This window comes from Luteibacter mycovicinus, from assembly GCF_000745235.1.
Lineage (GTDB): Bacteria > Pseudomonadota > Gammaproteobacteria > Xanthomonadales > Rhodanobacteraceae > Luteibacter > Luteibacter mycovicinus.
The window spans coordinates 1,728,756-1,755,385 of the sequence record NZ_JQNL01000001.1; the positions used below are offsets into that span (position 1 = coordinate 1,728,756).

Below are 26,630 nucleotides of genomic sequence, written 5' to 3' on the forward strand. Positions count from 1 at the left end.
ATCAGCCAGGCCTCGGCCGCGGCACATCGAACGCCAGCCTCGGCCGTTGAATCGGCACCGCCACCGGCTTCGGTTCAACCCGGTCCGCCGCCACCAGCACCGCCATCCGCTGCCGCTGCTCTGAGGGCAGCACTTCCAGCAGCACCGGCAAGGCCCGCTCGTCGCGCTGCCGGAACTCCCACACCGCTGATGCCAGTTTGGCCTGGGCTCGCTCCTCACGCTCGACCAATTCGTGCTCTTCCGCACGCAAGCCGGCCAACGTTTCCGCGTTGAGTTTTCGGACCCGCTTCAGATCCTCCACCGCCCTGCCCTGAACATCCCGCTCATGTTGAAGTTCGATCAGCCGCCTCGGCATCGCCCGCTCACCGCGCCCGATTTTTCGAGCTGCCAGCAATGTCCACTTGTGCTCTTTCGCATACGTTTCGATGCGGACGTCGGCCCGTCCCCGATGCCGACGCGCTTCATCCAATTGATACGCATCTTCAAGGTCCGCAGCCGACGTTCGACTGATCTGCTCGCGATGTCCGACCAGTTGAGCCATCAGGGCGCCAAGGGTGCGCAACGCGCGCTGGATCGACCAGACCAACGCCGATAGTGCGAACAACGTTTGCCGGCCGTCGTCATCGGTCGGCGTCGGGCTGTGCGCCACAAACCGATCGGCTAAAGGCGCATCCGCTCGGCAACCCCGCGCGCGGGCCGCTGCCAACTCCACCTCCAGTGACGTGTTGACGACCTCCCCCTCTGGCGCGACATCGGCAGCCGATTCGACAGGGACCGCCGAGCCTGTCGGTTGGCACTCCCGCCGCACATCGACCCGGGCTTGCTCCTGCTGCGCGAGCAGCACCTCGTCGTGCGCCTGCTTGTAGACCTCGGACATCACCACGATGTCGCGGAGCAGATCGCCCTGCCGCGTAAAAAATCCCTTCTTCTCCAAGGCGACCTGGGCACGGGTCAGCCGCGGCTGAGGCACACGGTCGATGCCCAAGCGCTCGTAACTGCGCCAATCGTAGTCGGCCTTCAGGCCGGCCTCTGCGGTCAGTTCGTTGGCAAGGACCGACCACTCCCGGTTCATGGCTTCAACGATGCCCGCCGATGTGCGGCGGTTCGACAGCACGGAAAGTTTTGCGCCAAAGCCCTGCTTGCCCGCGTCATCGGTTCCGCTGTCGCCTTCCCGAAGGATGCGCCGGGTCGGAAAGAGGAGGTGTGCGTGGTAGCCCTGTTGGTGCGGTGGTTTGGGGTTTCCCATCAGATCCACGTCGGCATCGCGATGGATCCCGATCGAGACCGGGGTGTGAAGTTGCTCGCAGATGTAACGCGCCAGCCGCCGGGCCAACTCGGTAGCGCGTGCGTCATCGAGACCCAAGGGAACGGGGACCACATAATCTCGGGCCACTTGCGCGTCTTTGCGACGCTCCGACTCCTCCACGCGGTTCCAGAGTTCATCCGGGTCTTCAACCCAGTCGGGTGATCCATCGGGGGCGACCGTCATGGCGGCCACGATTTCCTCTCCGGCCTTACGGGCGGTGTAGTCGTGCCAGGTGCCGGTGCGGCGGTCGAGCAGGCGGAGACCGAGCCGATACGCCGCAGCGGCTACGGCCGAATGGCCTTGGGAGCGGTTGTGGGTGGTGAGGTGGGGACGGGAATGGACAGGCACAGGACTTCCTTGGACTGACATTAAGAAGGGGGTGGGGGAAACGGTGGCTGCGGTCAGCGCCAGATATGGATGGCTTAAAGCAACAACCGACTGGGATGTATTGATCCAAGCCTGATCCCACTGAATGTCAATTGCCGTTGAGACGCGGCGCTCGAAAGATTTCGGGAAGTGTGATGAATGTCACACTCTTTTTCAAAGTGATCCCGAGCCGCCCAGTTTTGCGGCCAGCATTTAAATGTTGAGGTAGATGCCACTTTTGCTCTGGGCCTTGGCTCCGCTTTGGCTTTGGGGTCTCGTCGTGTCCGTAGGACACTAAGGCGAGCCCTTGCCGTGTATTTTGATCTTTGCCGTAGATGTTGCGCTTGCTGCTCGGGCGCGTGGGCCAGCCCCAACGCCTTGACGACTTCCCGCCCTCCGCTAGGTTGGAGTAGTCCCCTCCCCCAGACAGGAACGCCCATGCCGACCGTTATCAACGACCATCCAGCGGAACCGACCATTAAGCAAGTTTGGCTCGCCGCCTTCACCGCGCTGCTGACGCGCCTGCCACCGGCACAAGCGGCGAAGGAGGCTGATGAGGCTTTGGAAATCAGTCATCAACGCTGGTCAACTCCGCGACCAGTTAAGACCTATGTCTACTCGCACAACCTGCCGATCGGCACCTCGCTCCAACTAAACCTCAAAGGACCGGGTGCCACCACTGGCACGGGTCACCTGTAGCCACGTCGACGCCGACTTACGATTGCGGAAGCCGGCAGAGTGACGGCTGGCAAATTGGGTTCCTGTTCAACACGCGCGGGCTCCGGTGACGTAACGGACTCGTCTTCCTTGCGAGATAGTTTCATCAAATCCGTAGACTTCTTGGTCCCTTGCGAAAGATCCAATGAGTCTAGGGGATCGTCTTCCTCGCGCGAGATCTTTACTGACTCCGTTGACCCCTCAGTCTCCCGCGATAGCTCCATTGACGAAGTTACTTCTTCGACTATGTCTCTAAAATCTCGTCTCTGCTCATCCGTCCAAGGCAAATATGAGCCAGGCAGAGGGCATACGTTGACGGGTCGTCCCAAAGTCAGAAATTCCGCAAAATCATTATTAAAATTTTCAGCAACGCCTAGAGCCATTACGTGGCTCGACAAGATTGCGGTTAGACGTCCAAAACCCGAAAGCAACACTACGAACCCAACGGAAACGTCCTTAGCATCGGCGCCTTCGCCGCGTGACTCAAACACTTCCGCAACTTGATAGGGGCCTGGAAGCGAACTCACCACTGTCTCTCTCATTTCGATCTCCTTTCGTTGTATTTGGCTACGCATCTGTCTCGCCTATCCATCCATTTATGCGCGCTCAACGTCCAAGCGCCGCGCGCATTGAGGGAATATCGAGCCAGACTGACCACTTGAGTTCGGGAAAGAAGGCGGCAAGTTCGGTCGCCGTCCACGGGCGCATGTAGTCGCCGGAGTGGACGTCTTCGCCCGGCTCGTGTCCCACCAGGGCACGCCTCCGTTCGGAACTTAGCGTTGTGGGCTGGAGGGTCTGGATCACGGTCTTGCGAAGGCTATGGAACCCCACGATCCCAGCCTCGCGCCGGGCGCTCACTTGGATCTTTCCAAGGTAGTAGGAGAAGCCCTTGGTGACCGCGTTGCCAGCACCGGCACGGCTGTCAATGCGCATGTCCGGGAAGAGGCGCATATGTCCTTCCTCTCGCAACCGGAGCACGCGGTCCCAGAGGCCTAGGGCCAAGAGATCGGGGTGAATGGGGACCAGGCGCTCACTCGCCGCCGTCTTCAGGCTCTGTCCATCGCTGTCCGCGCGGATCAGCGCGCACTTGATGCCATCCACTTCTTCGAAGTCTCGCAAGTGAAGTTGGGCAATCTCCGAGACGCGGGCACCGGTGTAAAGACCAATGAGGGGTGCCCAGCGAAGGTGATCGCCACGCATGCTGACGTAGGTTTCCGGATGGAAGATCCGCTTGAGGGTGGTTTCATCGAAGGCTTCCCACGCTTGGCCCTTCGCGCGCAGATCGCGTTTTTCCTTGGCCTTGAGGACCACCAAGCCTTTCACCGGATTTTCCCCCTTGGGGATATGGCCCGCGCGAATCTGAACTTCGAAAAGTTGCGCCACGTGTGACACGCAGTTGGCGACGTAACGCTTACTCAAGCCCGACCGCTGGAGATCATCGGCCCAAGCCGCAGCCATGGGCCGCGTGATGCTGTCCACGGTCCGACCGCCGCCCACAGCCTTCAGGAACAACTCAAAGTTACGCCTGCGCTGTTCCCACGTGTTCGGCTTGAGGTTGGGTGCCTCGATCTGGGCATAGGATCGGATGGCCATGCCTAAGGTAGGGGCTTTTGAGGGTCCCGACCTGAGCCCAGTCGCACCAGCCATCGGCGCAGTGTGGGCGACCATCAGGCCCAATGCCGCCAGGGCGGCGGTGTTGTCCTCGGGCGTGCCATTGGTGGACATGGCAAACGCGCCGTCAGCCCCTCGCCGGATCTCAAACTTGGCCATCCGCAGATCGTCCCTGTGGTTCCCCATCGCTCCCCATTGCTCCCTGCTATCGGCGAAGGCTTGAGCATACCGCGCGCTCAACACATACGACCAGCCTTGGGCCACCGCCAGGCTGCGGGTCCGCAAACTCTGCTTGATGACCTTGAGCCCGAAGGCAGTCCTTAGGTCGGCAGGAACGAGCAGGCGAAAATGGTAGACACCTGACGGGTGCCGAACGAGATGGTGGGGTAAGCGCATACGGTGGTGTCCAACCGACTGTCCAACCGCGCGCAGGCCCTGAAAAGACAAAAGCCCCCGCTTTCGCGGAGGCCTTTGTGGGCATGGCTGGGAGACTAGGATTCGAACCTAGATAAGCAGCGTCAGAGGCTGCGGTCCTACCGTTAGACGATCTCCCAATAAACCGGGTTTCGACGCGCTCTGACCTTGAAGCGTCGAACTTTGAAGCACTAAACCGATTAGCGCTTCGAGAACTGCGTTGCGCGGCGGGCCTTGTGGAGACCGACCTTCTTACGCTCGACTTCACGAGCGTCGCGGGTCATGAAACCAGCCTTACGCAGCGGCGACTTCAGCGCTTCGTCGTATTCGACGAGGGCGCGGGCGATGCCGAGGCGGATGGCGCCGGCCTGACCCGTGATGCCGCCACCAGCGACGGTGACCATGATATCAAACTTTTCGACATTTTCGGTCAGTTCGAGCGGCTGACGCACGATCATGCGCGAGGTCTCGCGGCCGAAGAACTGGTCGAGCGGCTTGCCGTTGACCACGATGCCACCGGTGCCCTTGCGAAGGAACACGCGGGCGGCGGAGGTCTTGCGGCGGCCGGTACCGTAATTCTGCTGGATAGCCATCATAGTTCCTTAGATTTCCAGCGCCTGGGGCAGCTGAGCGGTATGCGGATGCTCGGCGCCGCCGTATACCTTGAGCTTACGGTACATAGCGCGACCCAGCGGGTTCTTCGGAAGCATGCCCTTGACGGCGATTTCGATGACTCGCTCCGGATGCGTGGCGAGCAGATCCTTGAGACTCGTGGTCTTCAGGTTGCCGACGTAGCCGGTGAAGCGGTGGTACATCTTGTCGTCCAGCTTGGCACCGGTCACAGCCACCTTCTCGGCGTTGATCACGACGATGTAATCGCCGGTATCGACGTGGGGGGTGAACTCGGGCTTGTGCTTGCCGCGGAGGCGACGCGCGATCTCGGTCGACAGACGACCGAGCGTCTTGTTCGTGGCATCAACCACGAACCAATCACGCTTGACGCTTTCCGGCTTGGCGGTGAACGTTTTCATTTCAAATACCTGGTTTGCCGCCTTGCAGGGCGGAACACGGAATCGGTGAAAGCAAAGGCGCGAGAGAATAGCTGACTTTTCCCTCATCGCGCAAGCCCACCGTGCAGGTGAGCTTCGGGCCGACAATCATAACATGATGACCGGGCCGTTTCACAAGCCTCCCGGATGACGAGGCCGACGTGCGCGACAAGCAGCCGCAGCGACTTCACCTTTCTCCGGGAGCCGAGCATTGTAACGTGTGTCATCCCCGTTCGTCAGGAGTTTCTTCCATGTCCGTTCGCACCCTCAGTCCTTTCGACCGTTTGCTGGCCGGCGTGGAGCGCGCCATGGAAGCCGTCGCGGGCTCGCCGGAGGCCGTCCGGCGATCGCCCGGCGATGCGATAGCGGACGCGCCGATGACCGACGCGGAACGCCGCCACGCCGCGGGACTCATGCGGATCAATCACGTCGGCGAAGTCTGCGCGCAGGCGCTCTATGTCGGCCAGGCCGCCCTGGCCCGCACCGAGGAAACGCGAGCGCACCTGATGCATGCCGCGCAGGAAGAGACCGACCATCTCGCCTGGTGCGCCGAGCGACTGAAGCAGCTCGACAGCCGCCCCAGCCTTCTCAATCCGCTGTGGTATGCGGGAAGCTACGCCATCGGCGTCGCCGCGGCCGCCATCGGCGATCCGATCAGTCTCGGCTTCGTGGTCGAGACGGAGCGCCAGGTGGAAGCGCATCTGGCCGAGCATCTCGAGCGACTGCCCGCGCAGGACGATCGTTCGCGCGCCATCCTCACGCAGATGCAGGCCGATGAAATTCGTCACGCGGATGCGGCGCAGGCACGCGGCGGCATCGACCTGCCCTGGCCGGTTCCCGGCCTCATGCACGCGGCATCCGCGGTGATGAAGACGGTCGCTTATCGCTTCTGAAGGCGAGAGCGGTTCGACGATCCCTACGAGAAGGCCCGCATGTGCGGGCCTTCCTATTTTCGGACGGGTGCTGGCGCGTCAGGCCGCCTTGCCCACGCTGTCGAGTTCACCCAACACCTCATCGCTAAGGACGAGATCGCCGGCGGCGAGGTTCTCACGAAGGTGGGCTACGGACGACGTACCCGGGATCAGCAGGATGTTGGGCGAGCGGTGCAGCAACCACGCGAGCGCGACCTGCATCGGTGTCGCGTCGAGGCGTGTCGCGATCTCGTTGAGCGTGCCCGACTGCAGCGGACTGAAACCACCCAGCGGGAAGAACGGCACATAGGCGATGCCATCCTTCGCCAGTGCGTCGACGAACGCGTCGTCGTCCCGCTTCGCGAGGTTGTACATGTTCTGCACGCAGACGATGTCGCAGATGCCACGACCCTCGGCTACCTGCGCCGGCGTCACGTTGCTGAGGCCGATGTGCCGCACGAGCCCTTTCCGCTGCAGTTCGGCGACCGCCTCGACCATGCCGGCGATCGATCCCTCGGCCGGGCCGTGCGTATCGAACATCACACGCAGATTGACCACGTCGAGCACGTCGAGACCGAGGTTGCGCAGGTTGTCGTGCACCGCGCCGGTCAGCTCCTCGGCGGAGAACGCCGACAGCCAGCCGCCCTTGTCGTCGCGGCGCGCACCGATCTTGGTCACGATGACGAGGTCGTCGCGGTACGGATGAAGCGCCTCACGAATCAGCTGATTGGTGACGTGCGGTCCGTAGAAATCGCTGGTGTCGATGTGGTCGACGCCGCTTTCCACCGCGGCGCGCAGCACCGCCAGTGCCGCGTCGCGGTCCTTCGGGGGACCGAACACACCCGGGCCCGCGAGCTGCATCGCGCCGTAACCCAGCCGATGGACGGGACGATCGCCGAGATGAAACGTGCCGGACTTCTGGATCGGGGACATGGGAGAGCTCCTGGAAGGTGAGCTACAAAGGTAGGGGCTGCCGGATAAGGCGATAAGCGGGCACAATCGGGACGGCTTGTACCGCAATCCGCACAATGCGCCCGACCAGGGAATATGCCCGTGAAAGCCGACCTCGCCGATCTGAACGCCTTTGTGACGGTCGCCTCGGCCGGCGGCTTCCGCGAGGGAGCCCGCCTCAGCGGCGGCAGCGCCTCGGCCCTGAGCGAAGCGGTCCGCAGGCTGGAGGCTCAGCTCGGTGTCCGCCTGCTCAACCGCACGACGCGCAGCGTCTCTCCCACCGACGCGGGTAAGGGCCTGCTGGACCGTCTCGCCCCTGCCCTGGCCGAGGTCGACGACGCGCTGGATGTCGTCAATCACTTCCGGGATCGCCCGGCGGGCACGCTGCGTCTCAACGTACCGATGAGCGCCTCGCGGCTGGCGCTGCCCGCGATCGTGCCGCCCTTCCTGGCCGCGTATCCCGACATTCGTCTCGAGGTCCTGACCGACGAAAACTTCGTCGACGTTCTTGCCGAAGGCTGCGATGCGGGTATTCGCTATGACGAACGGCTCGAGCAGGACATGATCGCCGTGCCGATCGGACCCCGGGTCCAGCGCTACGCTGCGGCGGCCTCACCGGCCTACCTTGCGCGCCACGGCCGCCCGTCCCATCCCCGCGACCTGCTCGACCACGCCTGCCTGCGCGGTCGCTTCGCCAGCGGCAACATGCCCGCCTGGGAATTCGAAAAGGACGGGGAGACCGTGATGGTCGAGCCCACGGGGCCGCTGATCGTCCGCGCGGGCGGCGCCTCCGACCTCGCCGTGGAGGCGGCCGTGGCCGGCACCGGCATCGTGTTTCTGTTCGAGGACTGGATTCGCCCGCAGCTGGACAGCGGAGCCCTGGAACCCGTCCTCGAGGACTGGTGGCTGGCCTTTCCGGGCCCCTTCCTCTACTACCCCGGCAGGCGTCTGGTACCGGCACCGCTGCGCGCTTTCATCGACTTCATCAGAAGCGCCGCGACCGCGTAGGGCCGGATAGCGGAAGCCCCGCTTTCGCGGGGCTTCGGGGTCACATCAGGTTGCGGCCGTGGAACAGTTCCTCGATCTCGCGACGGAGCAGCGACTCGATGCGCTGACGCTCCTTGAAGGAGAGATCGTCGGCCTGGGCCTCGAACAGATAGGTGTCGAGGTCGAAGTCCTTGATGTGCATCTTCGTGTGGAAGATGTTTTCCTGGTAGACGTTGACGTCGAACATCTCGTACTTCTGACGGATGTGCTTGGCCAGGTAATCCTGCACCGAATTGATCTTGTGATCGATGAAGTGCTTCTTGCCCTTCACGTCGCGCGTGAAGCCGCGGACGCGGTAGTCGGCGATGACGATGTCCGACTCGAAGCTGTCGATCAGGTAGTTCAGCGCCTTCAGCGGCGAGATGACGCCGCAGGTGGCCACGTCGATGTCCGCGCGGAAGGTCGCGATGCCGTTGTGCGGATGCGTTTCCGGATAGGTGTGGACCGTGATGTGGCTCTTGTCCATGTGCGCGACGACGGCACCGGAGATGGTGTCGCGGCCGAGCTTCTCGACGACCGGCTCCTCCGAGATGAGGATCGTGACGGAGGCGCCCTGGGGATCGTAATCCTGCCGGGCGATATTCAGGATGTTGGCGCCGATGATCTCGGCCACATCCGTCAGGATCTGGGTCAGGCGGTCGGCGTCGTACTGCTCATCGATGTACTCGATGTAGTTCTGACGCTGCTGTTCCGAAACGGCATAGCAGATGTCGTAAATATTGAAGCTCAACGCCTTGGTAAGGTTGTTGAAACCTTGCAGGCGAAGGCGGGGAAGCGGTTTGACCACAGCGACTCTCCGAGGCCGGGAATAACGGCCAGCAGCAGACGCGGGTTAGCAGCTAGGGTCCCCGCAGCGATGTAAGCGACAGGCCGACAGTGTGCCCGGCGCTTGTGTACGGCGTGAGACAAGGGGTCCCGACGCCGAGGGGGTGAAATTATGGGGCAAGATGGCCCGGATTTGAACCAGCAGGGGCTGGATCGATTTAATTTGTGGATTTTGACACCCGGTTGTCTGCAATAATCGCCCCGGGGACATGGCAAGTCGACGTCGCCCGACGGAATCCCGGCGGCGGCGTGACGAAATTGGGGGACGCCATGCCATTGAGGCTCAACGGAATCAGCTGTGGCTCAACTCAAATATCTGCTCCAACAGGCTTTCGAGCGCTCGCAGGCTCCGACCAGCTTCGCGCCGGACCCTGCCGCCATGGGCCGCTTCCTCGACGCCTGCCACCGCCGCCGGTATCCGGGCAAGACCGCGATCATCCGTCCCGGTGACCCGGCCAACACGCTCTATTACGTGGTGGAAGGTTCGCTGGCGGTCTGCACCGAGGATGAGGAGGGTCGCGAGCTGATCCTGGCCTACATCAACCGGGGCCAGTTCATCGGCGAGATGGGCCTCTTCGTGGAGCAGGCGCAGCGGGAATCCCTCGTTCGCACCCGCACCGCCGTCGAAATGGCCGAGATCAGCTACGAACGCCTGTTCCAGTTGCTCGAGGGACCGCTGTCCGCCGAATGCCCAAAGCTGCTCTTCGCCATCGGCTCCCAGCTGACCCACCGGCTGCTGCGCACCTCGCGCCAGGTCAGCCGCATGGCCTTCATGGACGTGACGAACCGGGTCTCGCGGACCCTGCTCGATCTCTGCCAGGAGCCGGATGCCATGACCCATCCCGACGGGACGCAGATCCGCATCTCCCGCCAGGAAGTCAGCCGCATCGTCGGTTGCTCCCGTGAGATGGTCGGCCGCGTGCTCAAGCAGCTCGAAGAAGAGCGGATGATCGACGTGGCCGGCAAGACCATCGTGGTGCGCGGCACCCGCTGACCACGATGTACGCGGGACCGGCCTTGGGCCGTCCCGCCGTCCCGGCTAGCCCTGGTACACCATGTAGACATCCGCGCGCTCGTAGTGCGAGCCCGGACGAAGCGCGGGCTGCAGGACGAATCCCGCGCGCTGGTACATGCCCAGCGCCTTGGTCAGTTTGCTGTTCGATTCCAGGAACAACTCCGTGCCCCCGCGGGCGCGATAGTCGGCGATCGCCGCGTCCAGCAATGCCCGGCCGGCGCCCAGACCCCGATAATTCTCGTCCACACCCATCTTCGATAACTCGTAGACGCCCTCCCCCTCGTGGATGAGCGCGCACGTACCGACGACTTCGCCCGCGTACAACGCGAAGAAGATCGCGCCACCCTGCGCCAGCACCATCCCCTCGGGATCGGCAAACAGTGCGCGGTCGACGTCCTCGATTCGGAAGTAACGCTCCAGCCATTGCTGGTTGAGGCGACGGAAGTGCTCGCTCAGGGCGGGCTCGAAGGGCACCACCTCGACGGCTTCGCGGGTCAGTGCCGCCCGCTGATCGAGGATCGCCGCGACGAGGGGACGGCTCGCCAGCGCCTGCTCGCAACCGTCGATGGCGTCGAGCAGTGCCAGTCCGCGCGGACCCATCGACTCCGCCATGCCCCGGCGGATCGCCAGCCATACCGGGCCAAGAGCCCCCAGCGCGCGCTCGCCCGCGTCCGTGAGTGCCAGCACACTGCGGCGCCCGTCCTGAGGATCGCGCTGACGGACCACCATACCGGCATCGACGAGGCGGTCGGCGAGCTGACTGACGGCGGAGTGCGTCTGGCCGATCGCCAGGGCGACGTCGGTGACCGTGGTCGGGCCGACGTCGCGAAGAAAGCGAAGGACCGGAAACCAGCGCGACTCGATGCCGGCACCGCAGGCCCGGTAGACCTCATCCACGGCCTGATAGAAGTGATCGCTGAGCGCTTTCAGGCGACTGCCAAGCGCGAGTTCGCGCAGGGACGAGAGGTACATCGGGGATCCATGTCGTGGGGACGAGAAGCGAGGCTAGCGGCGGCGGGATGCCGCACGCAAGCGATACCCCCTCTTCATGTCGGGTAGGCGCCCCGATTCGTTATGGTGAGACCATCATTCACGATACGGACCGGCATGGACTGGAGCCAGTTCCTTCTATTCGCAGGCGTCGGGCTGTTGGCACAGCTGGTCGACGGCGCGCTCGGCATGGCTTATGGGCTGGTGTCCAATGCCGTGCTGCTCGCGCTCGGCCTGCCCCCGGCGGTCGCCAGTGCGACCGTGCATACGGCCGAGGTCTTCACCACCGGCGTGTCGGGCGGTGCGCACGCCTTCTTCGGCAATGTCGACTGGAAGATGTTCCGGCGCCTGGCCATCCCGGGCATGGCCGGCGGCATCCTTGGCGCCTGGTTTCTCGCCAGTGTGGACGGCGAGATGCTGAAGCCCTTCGTCTACGTCTATCTGCTTGTCCTGGGCACGGTCGTGCTTCTGCGCGCCGCCGGGCGCGGGGTGTCTCACCATCGGGTTCGCCACAAGGGAGCGCTTGGTTTCTGCGCCGGCCTCCTCGACGCCATTGGCGGTGGCGGCTGGGGCCCGATCGCCACCTCCACGTTGCTGGCACGCGGCGGCGCCGTCAGGCAAACGATCGGCACGGTGAATGCCGCCGAGTTCGTGGTCACGATAGCGATCTCGACGACGCTGATCTTCCACATGGGCATCCAGCACTGGCCTATCGTGCTCGGCCTGCTGACGGGCGGCGTCATCGCCGCGCCGGTTGCAGCGTGGCTGGTAAAGCATCTCCCGCCACGCTACGTCATGGGTGCCGTAGGCTGCCTGGTCGTGGGGATCAGCCTTTTCCAGCTGGGAGCGCGGTTCCTTCGCTGACTCGTGCCGTCAGAACCAGTGCACGACCTCGAGCTTGTCGGCCAAAGCGCGACGCGCCCTCTTCTCGACCTTCGGCGACGGATTGACCAGAACGGCCCGGTCAGCGGCGCGCAGCAGGGCGAGATCGGACAGGGAATCGCTATATGCAATGGCCCAGGGGCGCGCGACGCCCGCCTTGTCGAGCGTTCGGACCTTCATGCCCTCGACGTTGTGGACGGTGAAATGCACGCCGATCGGACCGCCACGCGTCGTCGAACCGATCAGCTCGTAGCCGGTCAGGTTGACCTCATCGAGAATCGCTTCGACGACGGTCAGGTCGTTGCCGCTGACGATGACCACCCGGTCGCCGGCATCCACGTGCCGCCGCAGCGTGGCGACGGCGTCGCGGAGGAAGACGCCCGGACGCCGCGCGTAGGCACGCGCAAACGCGCCGACCTGCCGACGATAGGCCGCTTCGCGACGGCCGAAGGTCACCACGCGGAGGAAGGTCCTGCCCAGGAATCGGCTACCGGCTACCGTGGGCAGCAGCAGTGGCACGAAAGGGACCACGGGAAGGGCGAGTAACAACCGCCAGCGCCCCATTCCGGACAGACGCTCCCGGAAGAACAGTTCGAGCGTCTGGTGACGGACGATCACACCGTCGAAGTCGAACAGCACGATGCGACGTGCGTCGACGGCGGTGGTGTCCCCGGACACCGCCGCCTCATGCCCCTGATTCATATCGGCTCTACTGCTTGTGCGTCTGGCTGGCCGTACCGAAGAGCTTACGCAGTTCCGCACCCGGATCCGCCGCGCGCATGAATGCCTCGCCGACGAGGAAACAATCGATGCCCTTGTCGCGCAGGATCTTCACGTCTTCCGGCGTGTGGATGCCGGACTCGGCGACCAGCGTGCCGTCTCCGACACGATCCTTCAGCCGGAGCGACGTGCCGAGCGAGGTCTCGAACGTCCGCAGGTTGCGGTTGTTCACACCGATGAGCGGCACCGGGAGGTCGAGCGCGATCTCGAGCTCGTCCTCGTTGTGGACCTCGACGAGGACATCGAGATCGAGCTCGGCGGCCAGCATGGACAGTTCGAGCAGGGCTTTGTCGTCGTAGATGACGTCCCCGTTTTCCTTGCTGGCAAAGGCGGCGACGATCAGCAGGATGCAGTCGGCACCGATGACGCGCGCTTCGTAGACCTGGTATTCGTCGACGATGAAGTCCTTGCGCAGGATCGGCAGCGAGCAGGCGTCGCGCGCTTCGCGCACGAAGTCCTCATGTCCCTGGAAAAAATCCGCGTCGGTCAGCACGGAGAGGCAGGCGGCGCCGCCGTTCTCGTAGCTGCGCGCGATCTCGGCCGGGTTGAAGTCGGCGCGGATCAGCCCCTTGCTGGGACTGGCTTTCTTGATTTCCGCGATGACCGCCGGGTGGCCGTCGTGCAGCTTGGCATCGATGGCGGCGACGAAGCCGCGGGTCGGCTCAAGTCCGGCGATGCGCGCCGCGAGGTCGTCGAGCGACCGCTTGCGCTTACGCTCGGCCACTTCTTCCGCCTTGCGGTCGAGAATGCGATGGAGAATGTCGGGCATCTAAGCGGTTCCTAGGGTAAGGCCGGGCAAGGGGGAACCCCGGCGATCTCAGGCGCCGAGCCGCTGGGTCGCGGCCACGAACGCGTCCATTTTTGCACGTGCGGCGCCGCTTGCGATGGTCTTGCGTGCCAGATCGATGCCGTCCTGGATCGTCGGCGCCACGTCGGCCGTGTAAAGGGCCGCGCCCGCGTTCAGGCAGACGATGTCGTGGGGCACGCCGGCCACGCCGGAAATGGCGTCGATCAGCATGGCCTTCGACTCCGTCGCGTCTTCCACGCGGAGGTTACGGCTCGACGCCATCGACAGACCGAAGTCCTCCGGCTCGATCTCGTATTCACGCACCACACCGTCGCGCAGTTCGCCCACCAGGGTGGCGGCGCCCAGCGAGATCTCGTCCATACCGTCGCGCCCCCAGACCACCATCGCGTGCTTCGCGCCCAGCGCCTGCAGGGCACGCACCTGGATGCCGACGAGGTCGGGATGGAACACGCCCATCAGGATGTTCGGCGCGCCCGCCGGATTGGTCAGCGGCCCGAGGATGTTGAAGATCGTGCGCACGCCCATCTCGCGACGGACCGGGGAGACCACCTTCATCGCGGGGTGATGATTCGGGGCGAACATGAAGCCGATATCGACCTCGCTCATGCACACCGCCACCTGGGCCGGCAGCAGGTCGATCCGCGCGCCGAGCGCTTCGAGCACATCGGCACTGCCGGATTTGGACGACACACTGCGGCCACCATGCTTGGCCACACGGGCGCCCGCGGCGGCGGCAACGAACATCGACGCCGTGGAGATGTTGAACGTCGATGCGCCGTCGCCGCCGGTTCCCACGATGTCGATGAAATGCGGATGCGTGCCGGCGTCGACCTTGGCGGAGAGGTCGCGCATGACCGTCGCCGCGCCGGTGATCTCACCGACCGTCTCCTTCTTCACGCGCAGCCCGATGAGAATCGCGGCCGTCATCAGCGGGCTGACGTCGCCGCGCATGATCTGGTGCATCAGCTCGATCATCTCGTCGTGGAAGATCTCGCGGTGCTCGATCGTGCGCTGGAGCGCCTCGGAGGGAGTCATCGGCATGGAGCGTGAATCCTTGTTCTTCGTCAGGCAGCGAGCGGCAACGGCATGCCGAGGAAATTGCGCAGCAGGTCGTGGCCGTGCTGGGTGAGGATCGACTCCGGGTGGAACTGCACGCCTTCGATGTCGAGGGTGCGGTGACGCAGGCCCATGATTTCGTCGAGCGAACCGTCCTCGCGCTCCGTCCAGGCGGTCACCTCGAGGCAATCGGGAATCGAATGCTTCTCGACCACCAGCGAGTGATACCGCGTGGCCTCGAAGGGATTCGGCAGGCCGGCGAAAACGCCGAGGCCCTTGTGCTTCACCGGCGACGTCTTGCCGTGCATGATCTCGCGCGCCCGGATGACCTTGCCGCCGAACACCTGGCCGATGGCCTGATGACCGAGGCAGACCCCGAAGATCGGCAGCTCGCCGGCCATCTCACGCAGGATGTCGATCGACACGCCGGAGTCGTCCGGCGTACCGGGGCCGGGCGAAATCATGATGCGCGATGGCGCCAGCGCACGGATATCGGCGACGGTGAGCGCGTCGTTGCGCACGACCTTGACCTCCTGCCCCAGCTCGCCGAGGTACTGGACGAGGTTGAAGGTGAAGCTGTCGTAGTTGTCGATCATTAACAGCACGGAAGATGTACCTTACTGATAGATATGATGTTTTTATGGACATGGCAAGTGACATGTCTCAGCTGGGACGCGCTCATCGAATGAATTATGTCCCTTTGAAAGAAGTGCGTCACTCTGGCTCCGCAAAAATAATGCAACGACACGGCCAAGCCACCCGCGAGTTGATCATGTCGGCTCGGCCGAATATAAACTGCTCAAGGTCAGGGATCTTCGCAAGTTCCGCACGCACAGCGGGCTCAGAAGCGGTCCTTCCAATTCAAATAGGGGGAGAGAGACATGGCAGGAAGAGATGCCAAGGCCAAGATGCAACCAGTCACAGCGAAATCGCCGCGCAAGGTCGGAACCAGGCTGGCGACACCGGAGCAGGTGCCATTACCTAAGCCAACGCCGGTTACATCGGTTGCTCAGTTCATTGCCGAACTAGACAAGTTGAAATACGTGTCCACAAGATTGTGGTATCGGGGCATTGGTAATGCGGAACACACGCTCATCCCTTCGTTGTTTAGGCATCCGATAGCAACGACACAATCTGCATTGAAGGAACTCGAGCTAAATCTCAACGACACATTCGAAATGCGCAGCCTGCCTTACGCTGAGTCGCGTGACTGGTCGGAGAACGAGTGGGAGCGCCTATTCTTCATGCAGCACTACAGGGTCCCGACGCGACTGCTAGATTGGTCGGGCAGCCCGCTTATTTCGATGCACTTTGCAGTAACGTCAGCCCAACTAGACAAGGATGGGACTGCCCTCACTGACGCAGCAGTTTGGGTCTTGGATCCAGAGCGTTGGAATAACGCCGCATACGCCGACACTGGGTTCCCCGGAGGGGTTCTATCAGCCAAAGACACTTGGCTGAAACGTTACAGCCCTTCTGAAGTCTACACATCGACTAGCACGCTACCTCCAATGGCTATGCGAGGCGTACACAACAGCGCAAGAATCGTAGCTCAACAAGGTTTTTTCACGGTGTTCGGACCCCAGGTCGAGTCGATGGAAACGGCATTTAAGTGGATAAAATCAGGGAAACGTGTTTTCCCTGATGATGCTCTTCGAAAATTCGTGGTGCCGCGACGCAGTGTCACAAAGATTCGGGACGAAATTTTTTCTCTGGGCATCTCGGAGTCAACGATTTATCCAGACCTCGAAGGACTCGCGGCTGAACTGAAGCGTACACTTGGATTCTGACCATGACTGATCACTCTCTCTTCAAAATCCACCGACTTGACCAAAAAACGCTTACATGGTGGAGAGCTCGGCGTGACAAGATCGACTTCGAGCCATCTTATCAACGCAAGGGTCGTCGCTGGTCTAACAGCGACAAGCAATATCTCGTAGATTCGATATTAAACGGCTTCGACGTGCCGAAGTTCTACATGGCTGACTTTACGTACGCGCCGTCGCCATTAAACGAGAAGAGAAAATCCTATGCAGTGATCGACGGGAAGCAGAGGCTGGAAGCCATCTTTGATTTCTTCGACGATAAATTCACACTCTCCTCGTCGTTCACCCTTCTGTCAAACCCAAAGACTGAACTGCGCGGAAAGACATATTCAGACTTAAAGCAAGATCATCCTGACGTCGCCGAAGAATTCGACAACTTCAACCCTGATGTCGTGGGCGTGATCAGCGACGATATTAAGTACATTGAGGAGCTATTTGTTCGACTTAACCGCGGAAAGCCATTGAGCGGCGCAGAACTTCGAAACGCCATTTCCAGCCCAATTTCTGAGATGATTCGCCGCATAGGAAATCATCCGTTCTTCTCTACAGCTGTTCGCTTCGACACAAACAAGGGACAAAACCTAAATTCAGCCGCTAAACTTTTGATGTTCGAAGTCTCGGGCTTGCAAGAAACGAAAAAGGTTAATCTTGACCGATTCGTGCAGCAACACGAAGGGCAGTCGTCGAGTGTCGAGGCGGCGGTTCCGATAGTATTCGAGACGCTGGAGCTCATGGCCGAGACGTTTCAATTCCGCGATCACATCCTCCAATCGGAAGGACCGGTCCCGGTCTACTACTGGCTCACTCGAAACGCGTCCGAGGATGAGATTCCGTACATCCGGGACTTTTTGGACGAGTTTCAGGAAATCATCAAAGCTCCACATTCGAGAAAGCGAGGATCGCTCGTTTCTCTGGAATCATGGACAGCATACAAAGCAGCGAGTCGGTCGGTAAACGACAAGACAAGCCACGAGTTGCGATACAAGGTTCTGCGGGCGAGCTTTGATAAGTGGCTTTCAATTCGAGTCTAGCGACATCTTCCTTGCGCCGAGCCGCCCGAACCCCAGATACAATTCGGCCCCTTACTGGCTCGGCGCTAACGATTTGCGCATCACGACGATAGACATCCACCATCTGCCTTGAAATCGGATGTTTTCGTCGAGACTTGACGCCTATGTGCGTCAGGAATTATCAGTGACAACGCAAAGCCACGCGATAGCGATGAAACGTCGCACATCCGCGGAGTCGAGTTCGCCCTCACGGACATCGACAATGCTCGAGCTCCGCTTCGGGCTATCCGGAGCGGAATAGCGCATTCTGCCAATAGTTGAATAGCGGCTGTGTTGCGCCGGATTGATCCGCAGACTCAGATATCTGCCAGTGCCGAAGTAATCGAATCGATGAGCATCGATGGCTCATTCCTGATCGTTGTGAAATGCCCACCCGCTTGCGCATTCCCGCCTTATATTAGGCGCTACTGCTCACGCGGCCTTCGCGTAGCCAGCCACACGCTCATCCCATGCGCAATCTCGATTTCAGCTCCTGGCAAGGCCTCTTCTCCACCCTCTTCGGGCTGGCGGTCATCACCCTGATCGGCGTGGGTATCCGCCTCCTCGCGCAACAGACCGTGCAGCAGCGACGCGAGCGTGAGAACCGGCAGATCAACGAACGCCTGCGCACGCTTATCGCTGCCTACAAGACGCTGGGCGGATCCTTCACCGGCAACCTGGCGGTCGATCCGAGCCACATGCGCGACCTGCGTCTGCGTGCGGCCGCCGCGGCTGCCGAGAGCGGCCCGACCGACATGTCCAGCGGCTCGGATCGCGCGCGTCGTGTACGTGACGCGGTGGAAGCCGCGCTATCGGACATCATCCTTCTCGGCACGGAGGAACAGGTGGCGCTGGCGGCACGTGCCGCCACGGAGATGGTCGAGGGCCGTCCCGTCCACATGCATGAACTGGTGGTCTCGCTCCGCACGTTTATCAGGAAGGTGCTCGACCTCGAGCCCGTGTCCGGCAAGATCGCCATCCCCAGACAGGGCCCTGCCCGCGTCGTGGCCGCGAAGGGCAAGGGTGACGGCGGGGCCAAATCCGAAGGAGGCGGCGCCGGGGGCGGCAAAGGCGGTGGCAGTGGCGGTGGCGGAATGGGCGGCGGCATGGCGGCCGGCGCGGGACTCGGCCTCGGCGGCGGACTCGCGGCCGACGACACCCATGAGCACCACGGCTGACTGACAGGAGACACCGCATGGCGACGCAACCCGGCATTCATCCCGAGGCTCTGCAACTCACCCGAAACGACTGGGTACCGAACAACGAGACCCTGCCCGTCCTGATCTACCGCAACGTGGTTCGCGGACATGACCTCGCACCGGTCATGGAAAACCTGTTCGGGAGCAATACGTGGCCGGCGGACTGGCGCGATGGTGTCTTCAAATACCACCACTATCACTCGACCGCGCACGAGGTGCTGGGCTTCGCCGCAGGTTCCGCGCGACTGCTGCTGGGCGGCCCCGGCGGTCACGAGGTGACCGCAAACGAGGGCGACGTGATTTTGCTACCTGCGGGTACCGGCCACTGCCGGCTCGATGCGAGTGACGACTTCCTTGTCGTCGGTGCCTATCCCAAGGGACAGTCATGGGACATCTGTCGTGAAGCGCCGACCACAGAGATGATCGAGCGCATCCGCACCCTTCCCTTTCCGTCAGCGGATCCAGTCAACGGCGGCACGCCGCCGCTGACCGCACATTGGCATCGGAACGCCCAGGGCGAACGCTGATCGTCAGCCGACCGCCTTCAGCAGCTCTTCGGTCGACGTCGTTTCGCCGATGCGCGGGAAGATCGTGTTGATGCTGTTCTCATGCGCCGACGCAACGAGGTCGGTCATCGCATCGGTGACCAGCACGACGTCGTAACCCAGTTCGCTGGCGTAGCGCGCCGTCGACTCGATACCGATGCTCGTAGCGATACCGACAAGCACGATCTGCGTGATGCCCTTCGCACGCAGCTGCGCATCGAGATCCGTCGTCTGGAAGGCCCCCCAGCGCTGCTTGCTCACGCGCATGTCGCTCGGCGCCGCTTCAAGCTCCGGCACGAGTTCGGCGAATCTGGGATCCGTGGGGAAAGGATGTTTCGGCGCGTCGGTACGACCCGGTGCCGCCTCGACCACATTGACGAGCACCACCGGGTGATTTTTCGCACGGAAGGCACGGGCAAGCGCCGCGCACTTTGCAACGATATCGGCGGACGGATGAACCGTCGGCAGCGCGACAATGCCGTGCTGCAGGTCTATGACGACGAGGGCGGCGTTCTTTTCGAGTTGGCTCAGCGGCATGGTAAAGCCTCAGGATGGGAGGGTGGGAGAAGACGTCACAACCGGGAGCGTGCGATCGGAGACTCGCGCGAGGCGGACACCGGTGCGATCGCGATCAGGGCATCGGCGACCTGCTTCACGAAGCGTCCCGTTGACTCATGTCCGCAAGGCGCCGCATCACAGCGGCCGCGGCGATAAGGTCCGCCTGCTCGTCCGAAGTCAGCCGCGCGACGGCGCTCGTGAGCCAGGCCTGCTTCGCGTCGCGTGTACGCTGGCGTGCTTCGATACCCTCTCGCGTCAGGCGAACGAGGAACTGACGCCCATCACTCGGGTGAGGGGTGCGCTCCACCAGCCCCTCTTCCTCGAGCACGCCGAGCGTCGCACCCATCGATTGCGGCTTGACCGCTTCGGCGCGTGCCAACTCCGCCGTGGACATGGCTCCACCCTCGAGTCGCGATAGTGCCGCGATCTGCGACCAGGTCAGCTCGAGGTTGTTGGATTCCGCGCGCAGGCGGCGGATCAGCTGGCCGCAGGCGGTGAGCAGATCGGCGGCGGCCGCTTCGGCGGATGGTGGCTTCGCAGGGCGTTTCGTCGGCATGCGGACAGGCTAGGGTCCGCAAGGCAAACTTGCAAGCCTAACTTGCAAGTTTGCCTTCGAAAATTCTTGCGGTCGTGCCACGGTGGGCTTGCGGCGAACGCGATCAGCTTGGATGCTTGGTCGTCCGCATCCCCAAGGAACAACGTCATGCAGTCCCTCGGCGCCATCGCCTATCTCGTCCGCGACTACGACGAGGCCATCGCGTTTTTCACCGGCGCGCTGGGCTTCGCGCTGATCGAGGATACGCCTCAGGGTCCCGACAAACGCTGGGTCACGGTCGCGCCACGCGGCGCCGAGGGGACGAAGCTCCTGCTGGCTCGCGCGGTCACGGACGAGCAACGTGCGCACGTGGGCAAGCAAGGCGGAGGCCGCGTCTTCCTCTTCCTGCAGACCGACGATTTTGCGTCCGACCATGCGCGTATGACCCGGCATGGTGTGCGTTTTCGCGAGGAGCCGCGGCATGAGCCCTACGGGACGGTCGTGGTATTCGAAGATCTCTACGGCAACGCCTGGGATCTCATTCAGCCCACCCTCTGACCGGAAATGACCATGAACGATCGCATTCGCGTCGCGGTACTCGACGATTATCAGCAGGTCGCCCGCACCATGGCGGACTGGTCGCCCGTGGAAGCACGGGCGGAACTCACGATCTTCCACGACCACCTCCACGATCACGACGCCCTCGTCCGGCGGCTGGCCCCGTTCGACGTGCTCTGCGTCATGCGCGAACGCACCGCGCTCACGGCGGATCTGATCGCCGCCCTGCCCCGTCTGCGTCTCATCGCCTCCACGGGGCTGGCCAATGCGTCGATCGACCTGAAAGCCGCCGCGGAGCACGGCGTCGAGGTGGTCAACACGGACTACTCGTCGACACCCACCATCGAGTTCACGTGGTCGGCGATCCTGGGTCTGGCACGCGACATTGCGGGTGAAGCCGCGTCCGTCCGCTCGGGAGGATGGCAGACCGGCCTGGGCACCGAGCTGGGCGGCAAGACGCTGGGCATCCTCGGGCTGGGTCGGATCGGGTCGAAGGTGGCGCGGATCGGGCAGGTCTTCGGCATGCAGGTGATCGCCTGGAGCGAGAACCTGCAGGAGGAAACGGCCAGTGCACTGGGTGTACGCCGGGTCAGCAAGCAGGCGCTGCTCTCACAGTCCGACTTTCTCACGATTCACACGCGTCTCAGCGAGCGCACGCGCGGCATCATCGGCGCTCCCGAACTTGCCACGATGAAGCCGGGCGCGCGCCTGATCAACAGCTCCCGCGGCCCGATCGTCGACGAAGCAGCCCTGGTCGACGCGTTGATCAGCGGACGCATCGCCGGGGCCGCGGTCGACGTGTACGAGACCGAACCCCTGCCTGCGGACCACCCGTTCCGCGACCTGCCCAACGTGCTGGCCACGCCACACATCGGCTATGTCACGGAGGAAATGTACCGGACGTTCTACGGCGACTCGGTCAGAAACATCGTGGAGTGGCTGGGCAGGAGGACCTGAAAAGAACTCAGAAGGACGCGACTTTCCTGCCGCCCTTCGCGGCCTCGCCTTCGTGATCGTCGCTGCCCTTGGGCTTGACCGTCATCAGTTCCAGAGGCTTGCCATCGGGCTGGCGTACCGACCAGCCATGCTGCAGCTCGGCGAGATCGTTGAGCTGTGGGCAGATCAGGTCGGTACGCTTCTCCAGTGCCTTCGAGCGCTTGTTCATCTCGCCGTCGAGGGATTTTTCCAGCGATTCCGCACGCGCCTGCAAAGCGGCTACCTTGCTGGAGTCGCCGGACAGGGCTGCCGTCACGGCGCTGGACGTGACCGACCCGACCAGTTCGCCAACGCTGTCGGAAATCGAACCGCCGATCGTCTCCTCCATCCGGTCGCCGGACCAGTGGCCGGCGCCCAGACCTTCGTCGATCTCACGCAAGGCCTGGGCCTGCTTACGCTTCAGCTTCTCCAGCATGGCGGCCCGCTGGTCGCCGTCGGCGAACGACAGTGTCACCGTGGTCATCGCCGCAAAACCAAGCTGAATACCCTCACGGGCGATCGTCGCGACCTGGGGCACCAGCTTGCGGACGCCATCCTCGTAACGGCGCAGCGCCTCGGCATCGACCTGGGAGACGGCAATCTGCTTACCATCCACGCGCACCGTACCGTCATGAAGAAAGATCTGAGCCGGCACGCCGTTCTTGCGATGGAAAGACAGGCCTGAACTCGTGACGTCGACATCGTAAGGCGTGGAGTAATCGCTCTTGCAGGTGTCGGTGCTGAAGTTGATCGTCCGCGCGCCGACGGCGCTGGCGGTAAGCACCGCTACGGCGGCGAGCGTGCCGGTGATCGTTGAACGGCGCATGGCCCTGCTCCCTGAGATGGATGACGCCGACTCAGATGCGGCCGGCTCGCTCATGGTTTAAACCGTTGCGATGAACGACGCATGGGCTGCAGGTCACGGGATGACGTTCGGCACGGTCAGGAAGCGATGCCGCGTTCCCGGGCGTACTCGGACAGACGACTGTCGTGGTCGAGCCCCAGCTTTCGCATCGCGTCGCGCTTTTGCCGGCTCACCGTCTTGACACTGCGACTGAGTCGCTCCGCGATCTGCGAGATCGACATCCCGCCGACATAGAGCCGCACGACCTCCATCTCCCGCGCCGACAGACGCGACGCGTCGCTGGGCGCCTGTACGCCCGCCTCGTCGAACTGCCGGCGGATCGTATCGCTGAGAAACGGACGGCCATTGGCGGCCTGCCTGACGGCGACAGCCACTTCCCTGAGGGGTGCGCGCTTGTCGCATAGTCCGAGCGCGCCGCGCGCTCTCATGGCTTGCAGTACGGCGGCATTGTTGACCATCGTAAGCACGACGACGGGCAACCTGGGATAACGACGACGGATGAGATCGATCAGACCGAGCCCGTCGCCGTGACGGCCGCCCGGCATCGAAAAGTCGGTGACCACGACATCGCACGGACACGCGGCGAGTACGTCGAGCAAGCGATCGCCGTTGGCTGCCTCGCCGACCACTTCGATGTCACCGGTAGCCTCGAGCGCGGCGCGCGTACCCATCAGGACTACCGGATGATCGTCGGCAATGATCGTTCGCAGAACCATGTTTTCCCTCAGCGGCGGAAATGCGCAGCCGCTTTCCATGCAATATGTTACTTCTGTTCGCATCGCGGAGATTACAGTAAAGCTCCGTTCGTGGTCGAAGGAACGCCATGAAGCTATTGAGAAAATTGGTCAAATTGGGATGTCTCGCCATCGCTTGGGGCGCGGCCCTCGACACGGCCTACGCGGGTGATCGCCCACCGTTTGCATCGGCATCGCTCTGGCAGAGCGATGGGCGCACGACGGACGATTACGCGTGGGCGTTACCATCATCGTCGGAAGCCGATGTCCCGCTGAGCGAGGACGAACGACGCTGGCTCGCGACGCTTCCGGTATTGCGCATCGGCATCGATCCGACAGCCGCACCGCTATCGATGATCGGCCGGGATGGCGAAGCCGAGGGTCTGTCGATCGATTATCTGGAGGCCGCGCTGCACGCACTCGGCCTCAGGACGCGGACGGTACCGACATCGGACTGGCATGAGGCGGTACGCGCCGCGTCAGCCGGCGACATCGATGTACTCCCGGCCGCGTCGGCGCGTAACGCGGAACTCGGCAGGCATTTCATCTTTTCGGCGCCCTACGCCGAATTTCCGGTGATGATCGTCACCCGGGAGGATTTCGCCACCATCGGCGACAGTCACGACCTCGCGGGACGGCATGTCGCGGCCAACCTGTCCCAGGGCGCCGTGGCCGCAGCGGTCAAGGCGATACCTGGCGTCGGCGTCATCGATGTCCGGACCACAGCGGATGGATTGCAGGCCGTGGCCACGGGCACGGCGGAGGCTTACGTCGGTGACATCGCCACCGCGGAGGCGCTGATCCGGCGCGATTATCCGGCGAAACTCAAGCTGGCCGCCCCGACGAACGAGCGCGCTGAACTCACCGTCGCCGTGTCGGCTCGCTACGCCCCTCTGGTCCCGTTGATCGACCGGGCTCTGGCCCGCTTGCCGGAACGCCGCTCGCAGTCGATCCGCAATACGTGGCTGCGTTCGCACTACACGTGGGGTGGGTCCTGGACGGAGATCGCACGCAAGGTCGGGCCAGCGGGCGTGCTCGCACTGCTGTTGCTGATGGCCGTGTCGTACGCCTACCTCCAGCTACGCAGGGAAACGCGAAGGCGCGTGCGCAGCGAAGCGCAGCTGGCCGATGTCACACGCCATATGCCGGCCGTCGTCTATCGCTTCATGTACCGGACCGATGGTCCCATCACCTTCATCTACGTCGGCGGCAACCCGGAGCCCATGTTCGGCATCGACGCGGAAACGATCCTTCGCGACGAACGTCGCGCCTTCGAACGGGTGGACGAACGCGACCAGTCATCGCTCCTGGCTGCGATGGCGCAGAGTGCCGCGACGTTGCAGCCCCTGCATGCGGAGCTTCGTGTCAGGGACGTCGCACCGGAACGCTGGGTGGCGTCCCACGCCTTGCCACGGCGCGTCGGCGACGCCGTCGAATTCACCGGCTACTGGATCGACGTGTCGGAACGCCACCGGCAGTCGAGCCAGCTGGCCTCGGCAAAGCTCGCAGCCGAAGCCGCCACTCAGGCAAAGAGCCGATTTCTGGCCACTATGAGCCACGAAATCCGCACGCCGATGCATGGCGTGCTCGGTACGCTCGAGATACTGGGTGAAACCGAACTGGACGAGGCACAACGGCGACTGCTGACCACGGCGGAGAGCTCGGCCGAGGCACTGCTGCAAATCCTGGACGATGTGCTGGATTTTTCGCGGATCGAGGCGGGCCGCGTCCTGATCGATCCCTCACCCGTGGACATCCGCTCGCTGGTATCCGGAGTCATCGACCTTCATCGCTGGCAGGCGGGCAAGAAGGGCCTGCGACTGGGCACTCGCATCGACCCCCGCCTCGCGGCATGCCTTCTTGTGGACAGCAGCCGCCTGCGCCAGATTCTGCTGAACCTGGTAAGCAACGCGGTGAAATTCACGGAGGAAGGCGGCGTCGAGCTGACGGTCGACGTCATCGAAGACACACCTGAAGTCCAGGCGGTGCGCTTCTGCGTCGGCGACACGGGGATAGGCGTCGCGACCGAGGATATCGACCGGCTGTTTTCTCCCTTCAGCCAGGCCGAAGCGTCGACGGCACGACGTTTCGGCGGTAGTGGACTCGGCCTGACCATCAGTCGCAGCCTCGTGGATCTCCTGCATGGGCAGATCGCCATGAGCGGCTCGCCAGGCGTGGGCACGCGGGTCACCGTGGATCTCAGCCTTCCCGTCTGCGAGGCGACGAGTCCGCCCGACACGGTGCCCGGGCCAACCGGCACCGTGGCGCGTATGTGCCATGTGCTGGTCGCCGAGGATCACGCGATCAACCGCGAGCTCGTCGCGGCGCAGCTCGAACGCCTCGGTCACCCCTACCGAATCGCCAACGACGGCGCTGAAGCGCTGGCCATTGCCGGGCAATGGCGTGTCGACGTGCTGCTCACCGACATCCACATGCCCGTCATGGACGGACATGAACTCATACGCGCACTTCGCGAGCGCGGCGAAACGATGCGCATCGTCGCCATGACGGCGGACGTCATGGCGACGGAACGAGATCGGTGCCTGGCCGATGGCGTGGATGCGTTCGTCACCAAGCCGCTGCGACTGGCGACCCTGCGCGACGCGATCGTACCGCTGGCAGGCGAGCCGCGGACGACCAGCGATTCATGGGACTTCGACCTGTGGCGCGAAACCTTCGGGGATCTGACGGCACTTCCTGCGATGGTCGATCGCTTCGCCGCGGGCCTTCGCCACGACGTCGACGAACTGCGTGCCGCGGCAACGCCCGGCGCCGCAGGCGAACGGCTGCATCGGATACTCGGGGGCATGCGCATTTTCGGCGTGTCGCCGGAGGCGATCAGCGTCGAAGCACTCCAGCGCGCACTCGTATCAGGTGCAGGAGCGGAGGACGCCATGGCACGGCTAGCCGACATGCCACCTTTACTGAATCGCTTCGTGGCCCGGTTGCGGGAGGCGGTGCAGCACGGGCCTCTAACTTGAGGACTTTCTCAAAAGAAAAGTCGATTTTTCAGAATCGTCTGATTCTTTGTCCCAGTGTCTCAAGTCCATCCTGTCAG

General features: G+C 63.1%; 27 protein-coding genes and 1 tRNA gene. 12 read left to right on the forward strand and 16 right to left on the reverse strand.

All coding sequences use genetic code 11. The annotated features are described in order from the left end of the window. Position 1: 1 nt before the first annotated feature. Entirely contained in the window at positions 2-1,654 is a 1,653-nt protein-coding gene (locus tag FA85_RS07825) for a MobA/MobL family protein (protein WP_036110005.1), read from the reverse strand. Between the two features lie 456 nt (positions 1,655-2,110). On the opposite strand from FA85_RS07825, the gene FA85_RS07830 reads away from it, so the two are divergent. Then, entirely contained in the window at positions 2,111-2,371 is a 261-nt protein-coding gene (locus FA85_RS07830; protein ID WP_036110002.1) for a hypothetical protein, read from the forward strand. 624 nt (positions 2,372-2,995) lie between these two features. Here FA85_RS07830 and FA85_RS07835 read toward each other — a convergent pair. From FA85_RS07835 to rplM, 4 genes are all read right to left on the reverse strand, one after another. Next, positions 2,996-4,396 (reverse strand): site-specific integrase, encoded by a 1,401-nt coding sequence (locus FA85_RS07835; protein ID WP_036110000.1) that lies wholly within the window; start codon positions 4,394-4,396, stop codon positions 2,996-2,998. 84 nt (positions 4,397-4,480) lie between these two features. Beyond that, positions 4,481-4,554, reverse strand: a tRNA-Gln gene (locus FA85_RS07840). Between the two features lie 60 nt (positions 4,555-4,614). After that, positions 4,615-5,007 (reverse strand): 30S ribosomal protein S9, encoded by a 393-nt coding sequence (rpsI, locus tag FA85_RS07845; RefSeq protein WP_036109997.1) that lies wholly within the window; start codon positions 5,005-5,007, stop codon positions 4,615-4,617. A 9-nt stretch (positions 5,008-5,016) separates the two neighbouring features. Next, on the reverse strand, positions 5,017-5,445 hold the full coding sequence (rplM, locus tag FA85_RS07850; RefSeq protein WP_036109995.1) for a 50S ribosomal protein L13: 429 nt from the start codon (positions 5,443-5,445) through the stop codon (positions 5,017-5,019). A 269-nt stretch (positions 5,446-5,714) separates the two neighbouring features. On the opposite strand from rplM, the gene coq7 reads away from it, so the two are divergent. Next, a complete protein-coding gene (coq7, locus tag FA85_RS07855; RefSeq protein WP_036109993.1) occupies positions 5,715-6,356 on the forward strand; it encodes a 2-polyprenyl-3-methyl-6-methoxy-1,4-benzoquinone monooxygenase in 642 nt (213 codons plus the stop codon). 78 nt (positions 6,357-6,434) lie between these two features. Here coq7 and FA85_RS07860 read toward each other — a convergent pair whose 3' ends face one another. Then, complete coding sequence (locus FA85_RS07860; RefSeq protein WP_036109990.1) at positions 6,435-7,307, reverse strand: aldo/keto reductase family oxidoreductase; 873 nt, start codon at positions 7,305-7,307, stop codon at positions 6,435-6,437. A gap of 141 nt (positions 7,308-7,448) precedes the next feature. On the opposite strand from FA85_RS07860, the gene FA85_RS07865 reads away from it, so the two are divergent. Then, positions 7,449-8,333: a LysR family transcriptional regulator gene (locus FA85_RS07865; RefSeq protein WP_197056647.1), complete on the forward strand. Its 885-nt coding sequence runs from the start codon at positions 7,449-7,451 to the stop codon at positions 8,331-8,333. A 40-nt stretch (positions 8,334-8,373) separates the two neighbouring features. Here the strand turns inward: FA85_RS07865 and speD are convergent, their stop codons facing one another. Next, complete coding sequence (gene speD / locus FA85_RS07870; protein ID WP_036109987.1) at positions 8,374-9,159, reverse strand: adenosylmethionine decarboxylase; 786 nt, start codon at positions 9,157-9,159, stop codon at positions 8,374-8,376. Between the two features lie 336 nt (positions 9,160-9,495). Between speD and crp the strand changes: the two genes are divergently transcribed. Beyond that, positions 9,496-10,191, forward strand: coding sequence for a cAMP-activated global transcriptional regulator CRP (gene crp, locus FA85_RS07875; RefSeq protein WP_036109985.1), 696 nt, complete (start codon positions 9,496-9,498; stop codon positions 10,189-10,191). Positions 10,192-10,236: 45 nt separating this feature from the next. Here the strand turns inward: crp and FA85_RS07880 are convergent, their stop codons facing one another. After that, positions 10,237-11,184, reverse strand: coding sequence for a bifunctional helix-turn-helix transcriptional regulator/GNAT family N-acetyltransferase (locus FA85_RS07880; RefSeq protein WP_036109983.1), 948 nt, complete (start codon positions 11,182-11,184; stop codon positions 10,237-10,239). 135 nt (positions 11,185-11,319) lie between these two features. Here FA85_RS07880 and FA85_RS07885 point away from each other — a divergent pair, with 135 nt between their 5' ends. Further along, the gene (locus FA85_RS07885; RefSeq protein WP_036109979.1) at positions 11,320-12,066 is read left to right on the forward strand and encodes a sulfite exporter TauE/SafE family protein; all 747 of its coding nucleotides are present in this window, start codon (positions 11,320-11,322) and stop codon (positions 12,064-12,066) included. A gap of 9 nt (positions 12,067-12,075) precedes the next feature. On the opposite strand, the gene FA85_RS07890 is transcribed toward FA85_RS07885, so the two are convergent. The 4 genes from FA85_RS07890 to FA85_RS07905 are packed head-to-tail and all read right to left on the reverse strand — an operon-like array spanning position 12,076 to position 15,333. After that, positions 12,076-12,786 carry a haloacid dehalogenase-like hydrolase gene (locus tag FA85_RS07890; protein ID WP_081907341.1) on the reverse strand — a complete coding sequence of 237 codons (711 nt, stop codon included), beginning with the start codon at positions 12,784-12,786 and terminating at the stop codon, positions 12,076-12,078. 7 nt (positions 12,787-12,793) lie between these two features. Beyond that, positions 12,794-13,633, reverse strand: a complete 840-nt coding sequence (gene trpC, locus FA85_RS07895) for an indole-3-glycerol phosphate synthase TrpC (RefSeq protein ID WP_036109972.1) — start codon at positions 13,631-13,633, stop codon at positions 12,794-12,796. Positions 13,634-13,681: 48 nt separating this feature from the next. Further along, a complete protein-coding gene (gene trpD, locus FA85_RS07900) occupies positions 13,682-14,713 on the reverse strand; it encodes an anthranilate phosphoribosyltransferase (protein ID WP_036109968.1) in 1,032 nt (343 codons plus the stop codon). A gap of 23 nt (positions 14,714-14,736) precedes the next feature. Beyond that, entirely contained in the window at positions 14,737-15,333 is a 597-nt protein-coding gene (locus FA85_RS07905; protein WP_036109965.1) for an anthranilate synthase component II, read from the reverse strand. Positions 15,334-15,609: 276 nt separating this feature from the next. Here FA85_RS07905 and FA85_RS21415 point away from each other — a divergent pair, with 276 nt between their 5' ends. The 4 genes from FA85_RS21415 (at position 15,610) to FA85_RS07920 (ending at position 19,329) form a co-directional block, all read left to right on the forward strand. Continuing rightward, on the forward strand, positions 15,610-16,518 hold the full coding sequence (locus tag FA85_RS21415; RefSeq protein ID WP_081907339.1) for an FRG domain-containing protein: 909 nt from the start codon (positions 15,610-15,612) through the stop codon (positions 16,516-16,518). A 2-nt stretch (positions 16,519-16,520) separates the two neighbouring features. After that, the gene (locus FA85_RS07910; protein ID WP_036109963.1) at positions 16,521-17,585 is read left to right on the forward strand and encodes a DUF262 domain-containing protein; all 1,065 of its coding nucleotides are present in this window, start codon (positions 16,521-16,523) and stop codon (positions 17,583-17,585) included. Positions 17,586-18,073: 488 nt separating this feature from the next. Next, entirely contained in the window at positions 18,074-18,781 is a 708-nt protein-coding gene (locus FA85_RS07915; RefSeq protein WP_036109961.1) for a hypothetical protein, read from the forward strand. Positions 18,782-18,798: 17 nt separating this feature from the next. Beyond that, a complete protein-coding gene (locus FA85_RS07920) occupies positions 18,799-19,329 on the forward strand; it encodes a cupin (protein ID WP_051943247.1) in 531 nt (176 codons plus the stop codon). A gap of 3 nt (positions 19,330-19,332) precedes the next feature. On the opposite strand, the gene FA85_RS07925 is transcribed toward FA85_RS07920, so the two are convergent. Together FA85_RS07925 and FA85_RS07930 are read right to left on the reverse strand one after the other, a co-directional pair. Further along, positions 19,333-19,884, reverse strand: a complete 552-nt coding sequence (locus FA85_RS07925) for an isochorismatase family protein (RefSeq protein WP_036109958.1) — start codon at positions 19,882-19,884, stop codon at positions 19,333-19,335. Between the two features lie 115 nt (positions 19,885-19,999). Continuing rightward, the gene (locus FA85_RS07930; RefSeq protein WP_036109955.1) at positions 20,000-20,461 is read right to left on the reverse strand and encodes a MarR family winged helix-turn-helix transcriptional regulator; all 462 of its coding nucleotides are present in this window, start codon (positions 20,459-20,461) and stop codon (positions 20,000-20,002) included. A 147-nt stretch (positions 20,462-20,608) separates the two neighbouring features. On the opposite strand from FA85_RS07930, the gene FA85_RS07935 reads away from it, so the two are divergent. Together FA85_RS07935 and FA85_RS07940 are read left to right on the forward strand one after the other, a co-directional pair. After that, entirely contained in the window at positions 20,609-20,998 is a 390-nt protein-coding gene (locus FA85_RS07935; RefSeq protein WP_036109952.1) for a VOC family protein, read from the forward strand. Between the two features lie 12 nt (positions 20,999-21,010). Continuing rightward, positions 21,011-21,955 carry a D-2-hydroxyacid dehydrogenase family protein gene (locus FA85_RS07940; protein ID WP_197056504.1) on the forward strand — a complete coding sequence of 315 codons (945 nt, stop codon included), beginning with the start codon at positions 21,011-21,013 and terminating at the stop codon, positions 21,953-21,955. Positions 21,956-21,962: 7 nt separating this feature from the next. On the opposite strand, the gene FA85_RS07945 is transcribed toward FA85_RS07940, so the two are convergent. Further along, entirely contained in the window at positions 21,963-22,799 is an 837-nt protein-coding gene (locus tag FA85_RS07945) for a DUF2884 family protein (RefSeq protein WP_036109947.1), read from the reverse strand. A gap of 116 nt (positions 22,800-22,915) precedes the next feature. Next, positions 22,916-23,554 (reverse strand): response regulator, encoded by a 639-nt coding sequence (locus FA85_RS07950; protein WP_036109944.1) that lies wholly within the window; start codon positions 23,552-23,554, stop codon positions 22,916-22,918. A gap of 107 nt (positions 23,555-23,661) precedes the next feature. Between FA85_RS07950 and FA85_RS07955 the strand changes: the two genes are divergently transcribed. Continuing rightward, positions 23,662-26,553 carry an ATP-binding protein gene (locus tag FA85_RS07955; RefSeq protein WP_081907335.1) on the forward strand — a complete coding sequence of 964 codons (2,892 nt, stop codon included), beginning with the start codon at positions 23,662-23,664 and terminating at the stop codon, positions 26,551-26,553. The last annotated feature ends 77 nt before the right edge of the window (positions 26,554-26,630 follow it).